This is a genomic window from Aldersonia kunmingensis, from assembly GCF_001646865.1.
Lineage (GTDB): Bacteria > Actinomycetota > Actinomycetes > Mycobacteriales > Mycobacteriaceae > Aldersonia > Aldersonia kunmingensis.
Window position 1 is genome coordinate 1 of sequence record NZ_LRRB01000231.1, and the last position, 13,359, is coordinate 13,359.

At 66.6% G+C, this 13,359-nt stretch carries 16 protein-coding genes; 7 read left to right on the forward strand and 9 right to left on the reverse strand.

What is annotated here, in order from left to right; translation table 11 throughout:
- The coding region (locus A8G08_RS18135; RefSeq protein WP_157108636.1) for an APC family permease at positions 1–1,037 on the reverse strand (1,037 nt) is incomplete at its 3' end.
- Positions 1,038–1,190: 153 nt separating this feature from the next.
- On the opposite strand from A8G08_RS18135, the gene A8G08_RS18140 reads away from it, so the two are divergent.
- Positions 1,191–1,853 (forward strand): potassium channel family protein, encoded by a 663-nt coding sequence (locus tag A8G08_RS18140; RefSeq protein WP_068277202.1) that lies wholly within the window; start codon positions 1,191–1,193, stop codon positions 1,851–1,853.
- 7 nt (positions 1,854–1,860) lie between these two features.
- Positions 1,861–2,526, forward strand: coding sequence for a potassium channel family protein (locus A8G08_RS18145; protein WP_068277204.1), 666 nt, complete (start codon positions 1,861–1,863; stop codon positions 2,524–2,526).
- Between the two features lie 68 nt (positions 2,527–2,594).
- Here A8G08_RS18145 and shbA read toward each other — a convergent pair whose 3' ends face one another.
- From shbA to A8G08_RS18160, 3 genes are all read right to left on the reverse strand, one after another.
- Positions 2,595–3,191, reverse strand: a complete 597-nt coding sequence (shbA, locus tag A8G08_RS18150; RefSeq protein WP_245672883.1) for an RNA polymerase sigma factor ShbA — start codon at positions 3,189–3,191, stop codon at positions 2,595–2,597.
- A gap of 107 nt (positions 3,192–3,298) precedes the next feature.
- A complete protein-coding gene (locus tag A8G08_RS18155; RefSeq protein WP_068277207.1) occupies positions 3,299–4,018 on the reverse strand; it encodes a DUF3159 domain-containing protein in 720 nt (239 codons plus the stop codon).
- Between the two features lie 65 nt (positions 4,019–4,083).
- Entirely contained in the window at positions 4,084–4,461 is a 378-nt protein-coding gene (locus tag A8G08_RS18160) for an OB-fold nucleic acid binding domain-containing protein (RefSeq protein WP_068277278.1), read from the reverse strand.
- A 133-nt stretch (positions 4,462–4,594) separates the two neighbouring features.
- Here A8G08_RS18160 and A8G08_RS18165 point away from each other — a divergent pair, with 133 nt between their 5' ends.
- Positions 4,595–5,308: an alpha/beta fold hydrolase gene (locus tag A8G08_RS18165; protein ID WP_068277210.1), complete on the forward strand. Its 714-nt coding sequence runs from the start codon at positions 4,595–4,597 to the stop codon at positions 5,306–5,308.
- Between the two features lie 11 nt (positions 5,309–5,319).
- Here A8G08_RS18165 and A8G08_RS18170 read toward each other — a convergent pair whose 3' ends face one another.
- Together A8G08_RS18170 and dut are read right to left on the reverse strand one after the other, a co-directional pair.
- Complete coding sequence (locus A8G08_RS18170; protein WP_068277281.1) at positions 5,320–6,258, reverse strand: DUF3710 domain-containing protein; 939 nt, start codon at positions 6,256–6,258, stop codon at positions 5,320–5,322.
- Between the two features lie 8 nt (positions 6,259–6,266).
- Positions 6,267–6,761 carry a dUTP diphosphatase gene (gene dut / locus A8G08_RS18175; RefSeq protein WP_068277212.1) on the reverse strand — a complete coding sequence of 165 codons (495 nt, stop codon included), beginning with the start codon at positions 6,759–6,761 and terminating at the stop codon, positions 6,267–6,269.
- Between the two features lie 33 nt (positions 6,762–6,794).
- On the opposite strand from dut, the gene A8G08_RS18180 reads away from it, so the two are divergent.
- The gene (locus A8G08_RS18180) at positions 6,795–7,310 is read left to right on the forward strand and encodes a DUF3093 domain-containing protein (protein WP_068277217.1); all 516 of its coding nucleotides are present in this window, start codon (positions 6,795–6,797) and stop codon (positions 7,308–7,310) included.
- Positions 7,311–7,362: 52 nt separating this feature from the next.
- Here A8G08_RS18180 and A8G08_RS18185 read toward each other — a convergent pair whose 3' ends face one another.
- Positions 7,363–7,665, reverse strand: a complete 303-nt coding sequence (locus A8G08_RS18185) for a DUF4193 domain-containing protein (RefSeq protein ID WP_068277220.1) — start codon at positions 7,663–7,665, stop codon at positions 7,363–7,365.
- A gap of 417 nt (positions 7,666–8,082) precedes the next feature.
- Here A8G08_RS18185 and cei point away from each other — a divergent pair, with 417 nt between their 5' ends.
- A complete protein-coding gene (gene cei, locus A8G08_RS18190; RefSeq protein WP_068277223.1) occupies positions 8,083–8,766 on the forward strand; it encodes an envelope integrity protein Cei in 684 nt (227 codons plus the stop codon).
- A gap of 41 nt (positions 8,767–8,807) precedes the next feature.
- Here the strand turns inward: cei and A8G08_RS18195 are convergent, their stop codons facing one another.
- Complete coding sequence (locus tag A8G08_RS18195) at positions 8,808–9,740, reverse strand: inositol monophosphatase family protein (RefSeq protein ID WP_084436480.1); 933 nt, start codon at positions 9,738–9,740, stop codon at positions 8,808–8,810.
- 62 nt (positions 9,741–9,802) lie between these two features.
- Between A8G08_RS18195 and ppgK the strand changes: the two genes are divergently transcribed.
- Both ppgK and A8G08_RS18205 read left to right on the forward strand, forming a co-directional pair.
- Positions 9,803–10,582, forward strand: a complete 780-nt coding sequence (ppgK, locus tag A8G08_RS18200; RefSeq protein ID WP_222844278.1) for a polyphosphate--glucose phosphotransferase — start codon at positions 9,803–9,805, stop codon at positions 10,580–10,582.
- 32 nt (positions 10,583–10,614) lie between these two features.
- A complete protein-coding gene (locus tag A8G08_RS18205; protein ID WP_157108640.1) occupies positions 10,615–12,072 on the forward strand; it encodes an RNA polymerase sigma factor in 1,458 nt (485 codons plus the stop codon).
- A gap of 61 nt (positions 12,073–12,133) precedes the next feature.
- Here A8G08_RS18205 and A8G08_RS18210 read toward each other — a convergent pair whose 3' ends face one another.
- Complete coding sequence (locus A8G08_RS18210; protein ID WP_068277230.1) at positions 12,134–13,330, reverse strand: cation:proton antiporter; 1,197 nt, start codon at positions 13,328–13,330, stop codon at positions 12,134–12,136.
- Positions 13,331–13,359: the final 29 nt, after the last annotated feature.

The window sequence follows — 13,359 nt, forward strand, 5'->3', positions numbered from 1 at the left end:
AAACCGTTGAATGCCGTGTTGGCCGCGAGCAAAAGGATCAGCGCCGTGACGATAGTGATGAAGTAGAAGGCGGGCGGGAAGCCGGAGAAGACGGCCTCGGCAATCTGTGCGATCAGTGTTTTCTGGTGGTAACCCTCGGGGGCGTTGACCAACTGTGTCTCGGGATCCTCCGCGATGACCACCCCGATCTTCTTGGCCAGCAAGATGATCCCCATCAGCAGCACGATCGCGATCCCGCCGAGCAATAGCAGCGTCGTCGCGGCGTTGCGCGACTTGGGCTTGCGGAATGCCGGCACGCCGTTACTGATCGCTTCAACACCGGTGAGCGCAGCGCAGCCGGAGGAGAACGCGCGGGCGATCAGGAAGGCAAAGGCAAGGCCGACGAGGTGATCATCTTCGGCCTGCAGGTCCAGTCCGGCGGACTCCGCCTGCACGTCGGAGCCGAGGACGAAAACATCGATCAGTCCCCACACCAGCATCCCGAGCATGCCGATGATGAACGCGTAGGTCGGGATGGCAAAGGTGGCGCCGGATTCCCGGATACCCCGCAGATTCATCGCGCTCAGCAGCACGATCGCCGCGACCGCGAAGAGGATCTTGTGGTGTGCGACGAACGGGATCGCCGAGCCGATGTTGGAGGCGGCCGAGGAGATCGAGACCGCCACCGTCAGCACGTAGTCGACGAGGAGCGCGCTGCCGACGGTGAGTCCGGCTTTCGGTCCCAGGTTCGTCGTCGCAACCTCGTAGTCGCCACCGCCGGAGGGATAGGCGTGCACATTCTGCCGGTAACTGGCCACCACAACGGCCATCACGAAGCACACCGCGACACCGATCCACGGGGTGTAGACGTAGGCCGACAGCCCCGCTACGGACAGCACGAGAAAGATTTCCTCCGGCGCGTACGCGACCGACGACATCGCGTCGGAAGCGAACACGGGGAGGGCGATTCGCTTCGGCAGCAGCGTGTGACCCAACGTGTCGCTGCGGAAGGGCCGGCCGAGCAGCAACCGCTTGGTCGCCGTGGTTACCTTTGACACCGCCAAAGCGTAAGCCGCTGCCCTCGCGCGCGGAGCATCAGGCGTATCGATTCACTAGCGAACCGCGGCAACGCTGTCACGAAGAAGAGCGCTACCGTTGCCTCGCGTGGTGAACTTGCCGGACAGGCATTCGTCGAGGATCGGGGAAACAGGTTGTACGTGGTGGTCATGGGGTGTGGCCGCGTTGGGGCCGCGCTCGCGGGCGGATTGACCCGAATCGGACATGACGTCGCGATCATCGATCGCGACGAGAGCGCATTCCAGCGACTCGGCCCTGCATTCCCCGGCCGCAAGGTCGTCGGCATGGGTTTCGACCGTGACGTGCTGACCCGGGCTGGAATCGAGGGCGCCGACGCCTTCGCGGCGGTGTCCTCGGGAGACAACTCCAACATCATTTCCGCACGGCTTGCCCGCGAGAAGTACGGCGTGGAACGCGTCGTTGCGCGCATCTACGACGCCAAGCGCGCTGCCGTCTACGAGCGGCTCGGGATCCCGACCGTCGCCACCGTGTCATGGACCACGGACCGGTTCATGCAGTCACTCATCCAGCAGACCGACGCGACCCGTTGGCGCGACCCGTCGGGTGCAGTGTCGATCGCGCAGCTCACCGTGCACGAGGACTGGTTCGGCCGCACGGTCGCCGAACTGGAGCGCGCCAGCGGTTCCCGTGTGGCGTTCCTGCTGCGCTACGGCGAAGGCCTGCTGCCCGAGCAGAAGACGGTCATCCAGGACGGCGACGCGGTGTATGTCGCTGCCCTGTCCGGCACGATCGGCGACATCTCGACCGTCGCCGGCAACCCTCCGATCGAGAGCTGAGACAGCGATGAGAGTGGCAATCGCCGGTGCCGGCGCGGTCGGCCGGTCCATCGCGCGCGAGCTGTTGCGCAGCGACCACGAGGTGATGTTGATCGAGAAGCAGCTCGGTCACGTCGATGCCACAGCCGTGCCGCAGGCAATCTGGGTCCACGGCGACGCGTGCGAGCTGAGCCTGCTCGAGACCGCGCGCCTGGAAACCTACGAGGTGGTTATCGCCGCTACCGGTGACGACAAGGCGAACTTGGTGCTCAGTCTGCTCGGCAAGACCGAGTTCGGCGTGCGGCGCGTGGTGGCCCGGGTCAACGACCCGCGCAACGAATGGCTCTTCGACGACTCCTGGGGTGTCGACGTCGCGGTGTCCACGCCGCGGATCCTCGCCTCACTGGTCGAAGAGGCCGTCTCTGTGGGCGACCTCGTCCAGTTGATGACGTTGCGGCAGGGCCAGGCGAACCTGGTGGAAATCACGCTGCCGAACGACACTCCGCTGGCCGGGAAGGCTGTGCGCAAGATGACACTGCCGCGCGATGTCGCACTCGTGACGATCCTGCGCGGCGGACGGGTCATCGTGCCGCAGCCGGACGATCCGATCGAGGGCGGGGACGAGTTGCTGTTCGTGGCCTCACCAGATGTGGAAGATCAACTGCGCGAGATATTCGGCCTGATCAAGCACTAGCCCGGCGGCGCGACGAGTGCGCGCCCGGAATCCGGCCAAGCGCGACCGAGTTCGTGTAGCGGGCCCGTTCATGCGCAAACCAGTTCGCGTGCAACGGGTTTGCGATCGAGTTCGGCGCGCAGGCGGTTCAGCGCACGATGCTGCATGACGCGCACGACCCCGGCGCTGGTACCGATCGCCTCGGCGGTCTCGGCCGCGGACCAGCCCAGCACGATGCGCATCATCAGCACCTCACGGTGATGCGGCGCAAGGATCTTCATCAGGTCACCGGTCGCCAAGCTGCGCTCGGAGTGCAGCATCAGCTCCTCGGGACCCGGGTCGGCGGACTCCTGGTCGGGGATGTCATCGACGATGCACAGCGGATAGATGCGGCCGCGCCGGCGGGCATCAGCGATCTTGTTCGCGGCGATGCCGTACACGAATGCGAGGAACGACTTGCCGCGGTCCTGGTAACGCGGAATCGCGGCGACGGCGGCCATGCAGATTTCCTGGGCGACATCGTCGGCGGTGACGTGCAAGTCGTCGCGATTGCGCAGCCTCGACGCGCAATGCCGCACCATCAACGGGTGCACCTTGCGCACGATCTGCGTGACCGCGTCCTGATCGCCGTCGGCGGCACGGACGACAAGTTCGTCGAGGGCCTTGGTCAGCTGGGGATCAGCCATCGCAGCGGTCCTTCCTGGGTTCGATCGGCACATATCGATCGTCCGGCGGACCGCTGCCGGTAACTAGAAACCCCAGGGATGGTTCGGCACCACCCCCGCAACCCAGCTCAGAGGTGTTTGTGCTCGGTGTGCGACGAGTCGTCGGCCTCGGGCGATTCGTCGGCCTCGTCGGCCGCATCGGCCTCGGCAGCCGCATCTGCTTCGGCTAGAGCGCGATCGCTGCGCCGCGCAGCCCACACCGTCAGCAAAACCGCGAGCGCCGCGAGCGGCCACCCCATCGCGATCCGGGAGAACGCGAGGAAGCCGGTGTGATCGCTGTCGTACAGCCACGACTGAACGAGATAACGGGACCCGAAAACCAGCGCCCAGCCGGCGGTGGCGATGTCATAGGCACGCACCGCGGTCCGGTTGCTCCGGAATCTGGTGCCAACGCCGTTGAGCATCCCCCACGCGACGCCGACCAGTGGCCACCGGACCAGGATCGAAATTACAAAGACCGCGCAATAGACAAGGCTTGTGTAGATGCCGAATAGGAAGTACCCCTTGGCATCTCCAGTGCGGTGCGCGATGAAGGCGCAGATTCCGACACCGAGGAATCCGGAGATTGCCGGCTGGATCGGCTCGCGCCGGACGAGGCGTAGGACGAGGATGGCCGCGGCCGAGCCGAGTGCGGCCCAGATTGCGGCGGTCAGACCGAAGATTGCATTGACCGGAACGAAAACGACGACGGGAACGGTCGAATAGATCAGGCCGCTGACCCCGCCGAGTTGTTCGAGGAGGGTCTGCGGCCGGTCCGGTTCGGTCTCCGGATTCTGGCTGTGTGTCACGTCACGAGCGTGCCATAGAGCCGAATGAGGACGTTACGGCGGAGAGTTCGCGTGAGCCGGGAGGCTCAGGCAGTGCCCTGCAGTTCGTAATGCGGATTGAAAATCACCTTGGCACCGTCGCGTTCACCGATGCGACCGCGCACCTTCAGCTTGCGTCCGGGCTCGATACCCGGGATGCGGCGGCGGCCGATCCAGACCAGCGTCACGGTGTCGGTGCCGTCGAAGAACTCGGCTTGCATGCTGGCGCCGGCCGCCTTGGAACACGCATCCACGCTGCGCAGACGGCCCAGCATGGTTACGTCGTCACCGCGGTGACAATCACACGCGTGCTTGGCTCCGGATGCGCCGGCGGTCTCCGCCATTTCCTCCGCATCGCGCTGCGCCAGATCCTCGGTGAGCCTGCGGCTGAGCCGACGGAAATATCCTGAGGCTGCGGTGGACATCGCGAACTCCTGAAAATCTGTGGCGCGGCGGCCGTGCCACTGGTATGTAGCGTTCGACCGCCACTGTAGACCCACAACCTTCGTGCAACCACTCGGTTGTGACGCATATTTCTCACCGGTGCACAATCGCTGCATGCAGTCGGTGAACGCCCGTCCAGTGGCCGTCGTTTTGCCTGGTAGCGGCTCTGACGCCGATTTCGCTCGGAAGGCATTCGAGCCCGCTTTCGACGTGCCGCACATCACAACGATCGCGGTCGAACCAGACCCACGCGGAGTGATTGCCAGCTATCATGCCGCACTCGACGATGCGGCCGATCGTGGTGGACCGGTCATCGCTGCCGGAATCTCGATCGGCGCGGCCGTCGCACTCGAATGGGCGGCGTTGCGTCCGGGGTCCGCCGCGGCGGTAATCGCCACCATGCCCGCCTGGACCGGGCCCCCGCACGACGCGGCTGCTGCACACAGTGCGCGCTTCACCGCCGACAGCCTGCGCACCGACGGGCTCGCGGCGGTCACCGCGCAGATGCGTGCGAGCAGCCCGCTATGGCTCGCAGATGCGCTCACCCAGTCGTGGGAGCGGCACGGCAAGCACCTGCCCGAAGCGCTCGAGGAGGCCGCGGCCTACACCGCGCCCGGCCCCGAGTTGCTCGCCGGAGTCACGACCCCGGTCGGGATTGTCGGCGTCGTCGACGACGCGGTGCACCCGATCGAGGTCGCACAGCAGTGGTCGGTGCTGTTGCCCAAGGCCGCGCTCGCGAAAATCACGCTCGACGAGGTCGGCGCCGACCCGGCGACGCTCGGCCGGTCGGGACTTGCCGCGCTCGCCGAACTCGGCGTGCAGTTCTAGCTCCAGACGATTCAGCGCTGGGACTCGCCCGGCTGACGACCGATCTGCTGCATCGCGGAACCGGACACACCACGGCGGCGCTTCGGCTGCGGCTGAGCGGACGGGTTCGACGGACCCTGCTGGGGCTGCGCCGAATTCGCCTGTCCCCCTGCAGGCCCCGCCTGCGGACCGGGTTGCTGCGGCTGCTGGGGCGGCGCCTGCTGCGGCTGCGGTGGAACGGGCTGTCCGGGCGCCGGCTGTCCACCTTGCTGCTGCGCGGCGACCTGCTGGTTGTACGCGGCGGCCAATTGTTCGGCGAGATGCGGAGGCAATACCACCGGGAGTGGTGCGCGCACCGGGTGCGGATCGGAACCGCGCCGGACAACCGTTTCACGTAGCACCGCGCGCGTCGCCTCGGCCAGGGGACCGTCCGTCGGGACACCCGTGCCGGGCGGGGCCGCCGCGACGGCCCGCACCATCCAGCGATACCCGTCGACGCCGATGAAGCGCAGATCGGCAGCCTGAGTGGCGACGACGAGCTCGCGGCCCCAGATCCCGCTCTCGATCGACGGAGTCACGTTCTGCTCCCGCATCGTGTCCGCGATCTCGGTGACCACCTCGCGCCACTGGCCGGGCGTCTTCGGCGCCGCGTAGGCGGCGACCGTGATTCGTCCGTGCTGGGTTGTCAGATGCACGGCCTGCGGGGCGCCATCCTGGCCCATCTCGACCTGCAGCTGAGCACCGTCCGGAATCGGCAGCACGACCGAGCCAAGGTCGAGGCGCTGGTCGATGACCGCGTCGAGCCGCTCCGCGACATCCTCGTAGTCGAAGGGACCAACACCCTCGGGCGCGGTGGCTTCGAACTCGTCCGTGTCGGACTCGTCCTCGTCGAACTGGTCATCGACGAAGTCCTCGGCGTAGTCCTGCTCGGGCTCGTCCCGATCGGACCGCTTCTTCCGTCCGCCAAACAACGCCATCGCTACGCTTCTTCCTCGTTCGGGCTGCTCGCGAGACTGTCGTGCCCACCGCTGGACCCGTATCCGCCTGCGCCGCGCGCTGTTTCATCGAGCGAAACCACCTCGACGAACTCGACGAGTTCCACCCGCTGCACGACAAGCTGCGCGATCCGGTCACCGCGGCGCAGCTCGATCGGCGTACGCAGGTCATGGTTGATCAGGCACACCTTGATCTCACCGCGGTAGCCGGCATCGATCGTTCCGGGCGTATTGACCACCGACAGACCGCACTTCGCGGCGAGGCCGGACCGGGGATGAATCAACCCGACGGTGCCGACCGGAAGGGCGATCGCAATGCCGGTTCCGACAAGCATGCGCTCGCCTGGCTCGATGATGACGTCCTCGGTCGTACACAAATCCACACCTGCGTCACCGGGGTGCGCTCGGCGAGGGATCTCGATGCCGGGATCGAGACGAATCAGAGGTACCGGGTCGAGTCCCATCACGAGGTCCGACATTACGCTGCGGTTGCCCTTCTCTAGGCTTGGACCGTGCCAGAACGATCGAGTCCGGCGCCGGTTGATGCTGACGGCACCGGCGCAGTCCGCTACTCAGAACGCCTGTGGGTGCCCATCTATTGGTGGCCGATCGCCTTCGGCATCACTTTGTTACTCGCCGCGGAGATCGACATGGGGATACGCGCGGTACCGAGCTGGCTTCCCTACCTGCTCCTGCTTCCAGTCCCGACCTGGGTGCTGGTATGGCTGAGCCGACTGCGTGTCGAGGTTGTCGCGCCGCGCGACGGGACTGCCGAGCTGATGGTGGGTCGCGCCCACCTTCCGGTCGATGTGATCGCCCGGACCGCCGCGGTTCCGGCCAGCGCGAAGAGCGCGGCGCTGGGCAGGCAGCTCGATCCGGCTGCCTACGTCCAGCACCGCGCTTGGATTCGTCAATTGGTGCTCGTGGTCCTCGATGACCCGGACGACCCGACTCCCTACTGGCTGGTGAGTACGCGTCGCCCGGAGCGTCTGCTCGAGGCGCTGGCTGACGCCGGTACCCCGCGCTGACCGACCCCCTCGGTCAGAAACGGGCTCGCCCGGCTAGCTCAGCAGGCCTAGCTCAGGCTGCGCAGTCCATGCAGAGCAGCTGGCCGTTCTTCTCGCTCGCCAGCCGGCTGCGGTGATGAACCAGGAAACAGCTCGAACAAGTGAACTCGTCGGCCTGCTTCGGAATCACCCGAACCGAGAGCTCCTCGCCGGACAGGTCCGCGCCCGGAAGCTCGAACGATTCCGCCGTGTCCGATTCGTCGACGTCGACTACCGCCGACTGTGCCTCGTTGCGGCGAGCCTTCAGCTCCTCGAGTGAATCCTCCGAAACCTCGTCGGCTTCGTTCCGCCGCGGTGCGTCGTAGTCGGTTGCCATTCCGTCTTCCCCTTGCCTCTCGTCGATCCCGGTCCGGGCTGTGCCGAACGTCTCAGCGTTCGTCCGAACCGCCGGTGGTGCGCAACTGATCGTGTCTGAACAACGTTCGGGACCCCTGGAAAATGCCCGCTACCAGGAACCGACCAACGCCGGCCCACACGTCTTTGTTCCCCGAACTACTCGCCCACAATGCGGTCGATCAGCCACCCTGAGCGGGCAGACTGTAGCGGAACCAGCAGGCCAAGTGGTAACTGAGCGACCCGCGTGGCGAAACGTCAACCAAATCGTCACCAACTCATGAGCGAATCGAGACGTTCCCCACACACCTCCCCCGGCGTCACTCCCGGACCGGGCAACGCCGCGCGACTACAGTGATCGGCGACTCGGACACGGCGTCAAGGAAGAGGAGCTCCACACGTGGTTTCGATGATCACCGAGGGCACGGCCACGGATGAGAAGGGCCGGCGCTTCCTGCGGCGACGCCCGACGCCGTGGCTCGTCATGATCGGTGTTCTCACCGTGCTGTGCGGCTTCGTCTGGATCGGGGTGTTCGCGGGGTCCGAGCAGAGCACCACGGCGATGAGCTGCAACAGCCCCGCGGTCCCGGCCTCCACCGACCCGAGCGCGCCGGTCCCGGCGACGCTGGGCGCGCGGGTGGGCTCCAGCAGACTGACCGACGTCGACCCAGCCGCGCTGTCTGCGACGCGGGTGCGGGTCTACAACGCGAATGGCCAGCGGGGGCAAGCCGCGCATATCGCCGCTCAGCTGTCCGACTACGGCTTCGCGAGCGCGCCGGATGTGCAGGTCGGCAACGACCCGATCTACCTGGACCAGAACATGGAGTGCTCGGCGCAGATCCGGTTCGGCCCGAACGGGGCGGCCGCCGCGGCCACCGTTCAGCTCGTCGCGCCCTGCTCGGAGCTGATCGAGGACAGCAGGCCCGACGACACCGTCGACTTGGCTCTGGGGAACTACTTCAGCGATATCTCCCCGAACAACGACGCCGAAGAAGTACTTCGAACACTGCGTGCCGCACCCGCGGGTCAGGCCGCACCGGCGGATATGGACCTACTCGAGGCCGCCCGCACGGCCCGCTGCTGACGCCGGACTCGCGGTAGCGACGCGCCGGACGCCGGTGGGGTTCAGCCCTCCGGGATCGGCGCAAGCGCCCCCGCCGCGTCGAGCACCTCGCGAAATTCCTGTGCGATCCCAGGCGCAGCGGCCACGACGATCTCGCCCACAGCACCCGGTGTGGCCGCATCGGGGACCATGATGTGCGCGCCCGCCTCGGTCGCGATGAGCGAGCCTGCGGCCCAATCCCAGGTATTCAGGCCGTGCTCGTAGTGGGCGTCGACCAGCCCCGACGCAACCATGCACAGGTCCAGCGCCGCCGACCCGATCCGGCGGATATCGCGCACTCGGGGCAACAATTCGGCCACCACCCGCCCCTGCGCTGCACGCCGCGCCGATCCGTAACCGAAACCGGTTGCCACCAAAGCCATTGCGACGCTGTCGACCGGGTTGCAGCGCAAGGATGTGACATTCCCCGCGGCGTCCGTGCGGGTGGCGCCATGGCCACGCGCCGCGCTGTAGGTCACCTCTCCCGCCACATCGACCACAGCGCCCGCCACCGAGCGCCCGTCGATCTGGGCGGCCACGGAAACCGAGTACGCCGGAACGCCGTACAGGAAGTTCACCGTGCCGTCGATCGGGTCCACGACCCACAGCACCCCGTCGACCGACGCCGAGCCGCCTTGTTCCTCGCCGAGCACGGCATCGGAAGGGCGAAGCTCGGCGAGGATTTGACGGATCTCGTGCTCGGCTTCGGTGTCCACCACGGTCACCGGATCGGTCGGGGTGCTCTTCGCTTGCACCGCTACGGTTCCCGCGTTCGGCGACGCGTCGGCGCGCGGACCGAAAACCTGCGGCCGGCGCGCACGGATATGGGCGGCCGCGCGGGTGGCCGCGAACTCGGCCACCACCCGCAGCTCTAGCGGATCGGTGGTGTCGGAAGGGGCCGGGGCATCGGATTGGTGCACGGGCCAATCGGACCACAGAAACCGCACCCGACGCATACTGTTGATGGCCGAGAGCGCCTCGCCCAGCTCCGCATCGGATGGACACTCAGGAGAGCGAAATGCCGAACGAAAGCCCGCGCGGATTCGGTATCGACGTCGGCGGCAGCGGCGTCAAGGGCGGCGTCGTGAACCTGGAAACGGGTGAGCTGATCGGTGATCGGATCAAGATCCTCACTCCGCATCCGGCCACTCCCGATGCCATTGCCGAGACTGCGGCCAAGATCGTCGAAGAGTCCGGCTGGGAGGGCAAGATCGGCGTCACCCTGCCGTCCGTGGTCAAGGACGGCAAGGTCTACACGGCGGCCAACATCGATCATTCGTGGATTGGGGTGCAGGCCGACGAACTGTTCTCGAAGGCCTTCGGCGGTCGGCAGGTCGCGGTCCTGAACGACGCGGACGCCGCCGGCCTGGCCGAGGATGCGCACGGTGCCGGCAAGGACATGACCGGCGTGGTGCTGCTGCTGACCTTCGGCACGGGAATCGGGTCCGCCCTGATCAACCACGGCCTGCTCATGCCCAATACCGAGCTCGGCCACATGGAGGTGCACGGCAAGGAAGCCGAGCACCGCGCGGCGTCCTCGGTGAAGGACCGCAAGGGCCTGTCGTACGAGAAGTGGGCCGAGCATGTCACCAAGGTGCTCAATGCCTACGAGGCCCTGTTCTGGCCGGACCTTTTCATCGCTGGCGGCGGGATCAGCCGCAAGAGCGAGAAGTGGATTCCGCACCTCGACATCCGCACGCCGATCGTTCCGGCGAAGCTCCTGAACACGGCGGGTATCGTTGGCGCGGCTATGGCGGCGGAGGGCGCAACCGCGACACCGGAGTCCGCGCTTTCGTAGCTATCGAAATTGATCGTTACAATGGTGGTCGGCTGGCGCCAAGCCGGCGAAAACCCGACAGATCGCTCCGCCGGAAAGCACTCTGGCGTGACGCCGCACGACCTCGTCACGAAAGGGCGTACGTGGTAGCCACGAATACGCGTCAGACCACCGATTCGGCCACCGAATCGGACGTCGTCGACGCTCCGGCCGAGGCCGCAGCCACTGCTGTGAAGGCACCCGCCAAGAAGGCACCCGCCAAGAAGGCCGCCGCTAAGAAGGCGCCTGCCAAGAAGGCACCCGCCAAGAAGGCACCGGCCAAGGCCGCCGCCAAGAAGACTGCCGCCAAGAAGGCGACGTCGAAGGCGAAGTCCGACGACCCCGACGCCGAGGGCGAAGACGTCGCCGACATCGGTGATCTCGAGGTCACCGAGGGTGACCTCGCCGATACCGAGGTCGTCGAGGTCGAGGCCGAGCCCGAAGCCGAGGAAGCGACGTCTGCCGAGAAGGAAAAGGCAGCCGGAGACTTCGTCTGGGACGAGGAAGAATCCGAGGCCCTGCGGCAGGCCCGCAAGGACGCCGAGCTCACCGCCTCCGCGGACTCGGTGCGTGCCTACCTCAAGCAGATCGGCAAGGTCGCGCTGCTCAACGCCGAGGAGGAGGTGGAGCTCGCCAAGCGCATCGAGGCCGGGCTCTACGCCGTTTACCTCATGGAGCAGAAGGCCGCGAAGGGCGAAAAGTACTCGCCCACCGAGCGCCGCGACATGGCCTGGATCTGCCGCGACGGCAACCGCGCCAAGAACCATCTCCTCGAGGCGAACCTGCGTCTCGTCGTTTCGCTCGCCAAGCGCTACACGGGCCGTGGCATGGCGTTCCTGGACCTGATTCAGGAAGGCAATCTCGGTCTGATTCGCGCGGTCGAGAAGTTCGACTACACCAAGGGCTACAAGTTCTCCACGTACGCGACGTGGTGGATCCGCCAGGCGATCACGCGCGCCATGGCCGACCAGGCCCGCACGATCCGTATCCCCGTGCACATGGTCGAGGTCATCAACAAGCTCGGCCGCATCCAGCGCGAACTGCTTCAGGACCTGGGCCGCGAGCCCACGCCCGAAGAGCTCGCCAAGGAAATGGACATCACGCCGGAGAAGGTCCTCGAGATCCAGCAGTACGCGCGTGAGCCGATTTCGCTGGACCAGACGATCGGCGACGAGGGCGACAGCCAGCTCGGTGACTTCATCGAGGATTCCGAGGCCGTCGTCGCAGTCGACGCGGTGAGCTTCACGCTGCTGCAGGATCAGCTGCAGTCGGTGCTCGAAACGCTGTCCGAGCGCGAGGCAGGCGTCGTCCGGTTGCGCTTCGGCCTGACCGACGGCCAGCCGCGCACCCTCGATGAGATCGGCCAGGTCTACGGCGTTACCCGTGAGCGCATCCGGCAGATCGAGTCCAAGACCATGTCGAAGCTGCGGCACCCCAGCCGCTCGCAGGTGCTTCGCGACTACCTGGACTAACGAAAACTCAAGTACGAACGGCCGGCGCATTCAGCGCCGGCCGTTCGTTTGTGCAGTCCGATCAGGGCAGGGCGTCCGGGAACGGGTCACGGGGCTTCTCGCTCCTGGTCACGAGGTTCATCACCGGCTCGGCCACGCGGGCCGCGACCGGGCCGATGATCGCCATCAGCAGCACGTAGGCAGTAGCCAGCGCGGCGAGTTCGTCGTCCACCTGACCGGCCGCCAAGGCGAGACCGGCGATGACGATGGAGAATTCGCCGCGCGCGACGAGCGCCGCCCCGGCGCGGGCGCGGCCCATCCGGCGCACCCCTACTCGGCTCGCCGCCCACCAGCCGGTGGCCACCTTCGTCGCCGTCGTCGCGATGGCGAGCAGGACAGCTGCGCCGAGCACGGGCGGGATCTGCGTCGGGTCTGTGTTGAAACCGAACACCACGAAGAACATCGCGGCGAACAGATCCCGCAGCGGCTCGAGCAGTTTTGCCGCACTGTGCGCGGTTGACCCCGAGATGGCGATGCCGAGCATGAACGCGCCGACGGCGGCGGATACCTGCAGCGCGGACGCGATACCGGAAACGAGCAGCGCCGCACCGAGCAGTTGGAGCAGGAACACCTCGCGATGCTCGCTGTGCACGATCGCCGAGACATTCCTGCCGTACTTGAGCGCGACCACGAGCACGACCGTGACGGTGAGCAACGCGATCCCGACCGTCTGCAGCCCGCCGAGGAGGCTCACTCCACCCAGCACACCGGTCAGGATCGGCAGATAGACCGCCATCGTGAGGTCCTCGAACACGAGGATCGACAGCACCACCGGGGTCTCGCGGTTACCGAGCCGGCCCAGATCGCTGAGCACCTTCGCGATGATGCCCGAAGAGGAGATGTAGGTGACACCCCCGAGCACGAGCGCGCCGGTACTCCCCCACCCGAGCAGATAGGCAGCGACAACGCCGGGTGTCGCATTCAGCACGATGTCGACGACACCGGCCATCCACGAGCGCCGCAGACCGGTGACCAATTCGCTTGCGGTGAACTCGAGGCCGAGCAGCAACAGCAGCAGCACCACGCCGAGCTCACTGGCCACATCGCTGAACTCCGAGGTCTCCCCCAGGGGGAAGAACCCACCCTGCCCGAATGCGAGCCCACCGAGCAGATACAGCGGGATCGGTGACATGCCAAAGCGATTGGCGAAGCGACCGAGCACGCCTAGGGCGAAAATTACCGCGCCGAGCTCGATGAGCGCTTTCGCAGTTTCATCCATCCCGGGCGATATTTCGGTCGGGGCGTGAT

What these genes read in the sequence shown, in the direction of transcription:
- A8G08_RS18145 (WP_068277204.1), top strand. Translation starts at nt 1,861, where the DNA reads ATGAGAGTGGCAATCGCCGGTGCCGGCGCGGTCGGCCGGTCCATCGCG.
- shbA (WP_245672883.1), bottom strand. Translation starts at nt 3,191, where the DNA reads ATGGCTGATCCCCAGCTGACCAAGGCCCTCGACGAACTTGTCGTCCGT.
- A8G08_RS18160 (WP_068277278.1), bottom strand. Translation starts at nt 4,461, where the DNA reads ATGTCCACCGCAGCCTCAGGATATTTCCGTCGGCTCAGCCGCAGGCTC.
- A8G08_RS18165 (WP_068277210.1), top strand. Translation starts at nt 4,595, where the DNA reads ATGCAGTCGGTGAACGCCCGTCCAGTGGCCGTCGTTTTGCCTGGTAGC.
- dut (WP_068277212.1), bottom strand. Translation starts at nt 6,761, where the DNA reads ATGTCGGACCTCGTGATGGGACTCGACCCGGTACCTCTGATTCGTCTC.
- A8G08_RS18185 (WP_068277220.1), bottom strand. Translation starts at nt 7,665, where the DNA reads ATGGCAACCGACTACGACGCACCGCGGCGGAACGAAGCCGACGAGGTT.
- A8G08_RS18195 (WP_084436480.1), bottom strand. Translation starts at nt 9,740, where the DNA reads ATGCGTCGGGTGCGGTTTCTGTGGTCCGATTGGCCCGTGCACCAATCC.
- ppgK (WP_222844278.1), top strand. Translation starts at nt 9,803, where the DNA reads ATGCCGAACGAAAGCCCGCGCGGATTCGGTATCGACGTCGGCGGCAGC.
- A8G08_RS18210 (WP_068277230.1), bottom strand. Translation starts at nt 13,330, where the DNA reads ATGGATGAAACTGCGAAAGCGCTCATCGAGCTCGGCGCGGTAATTTTC.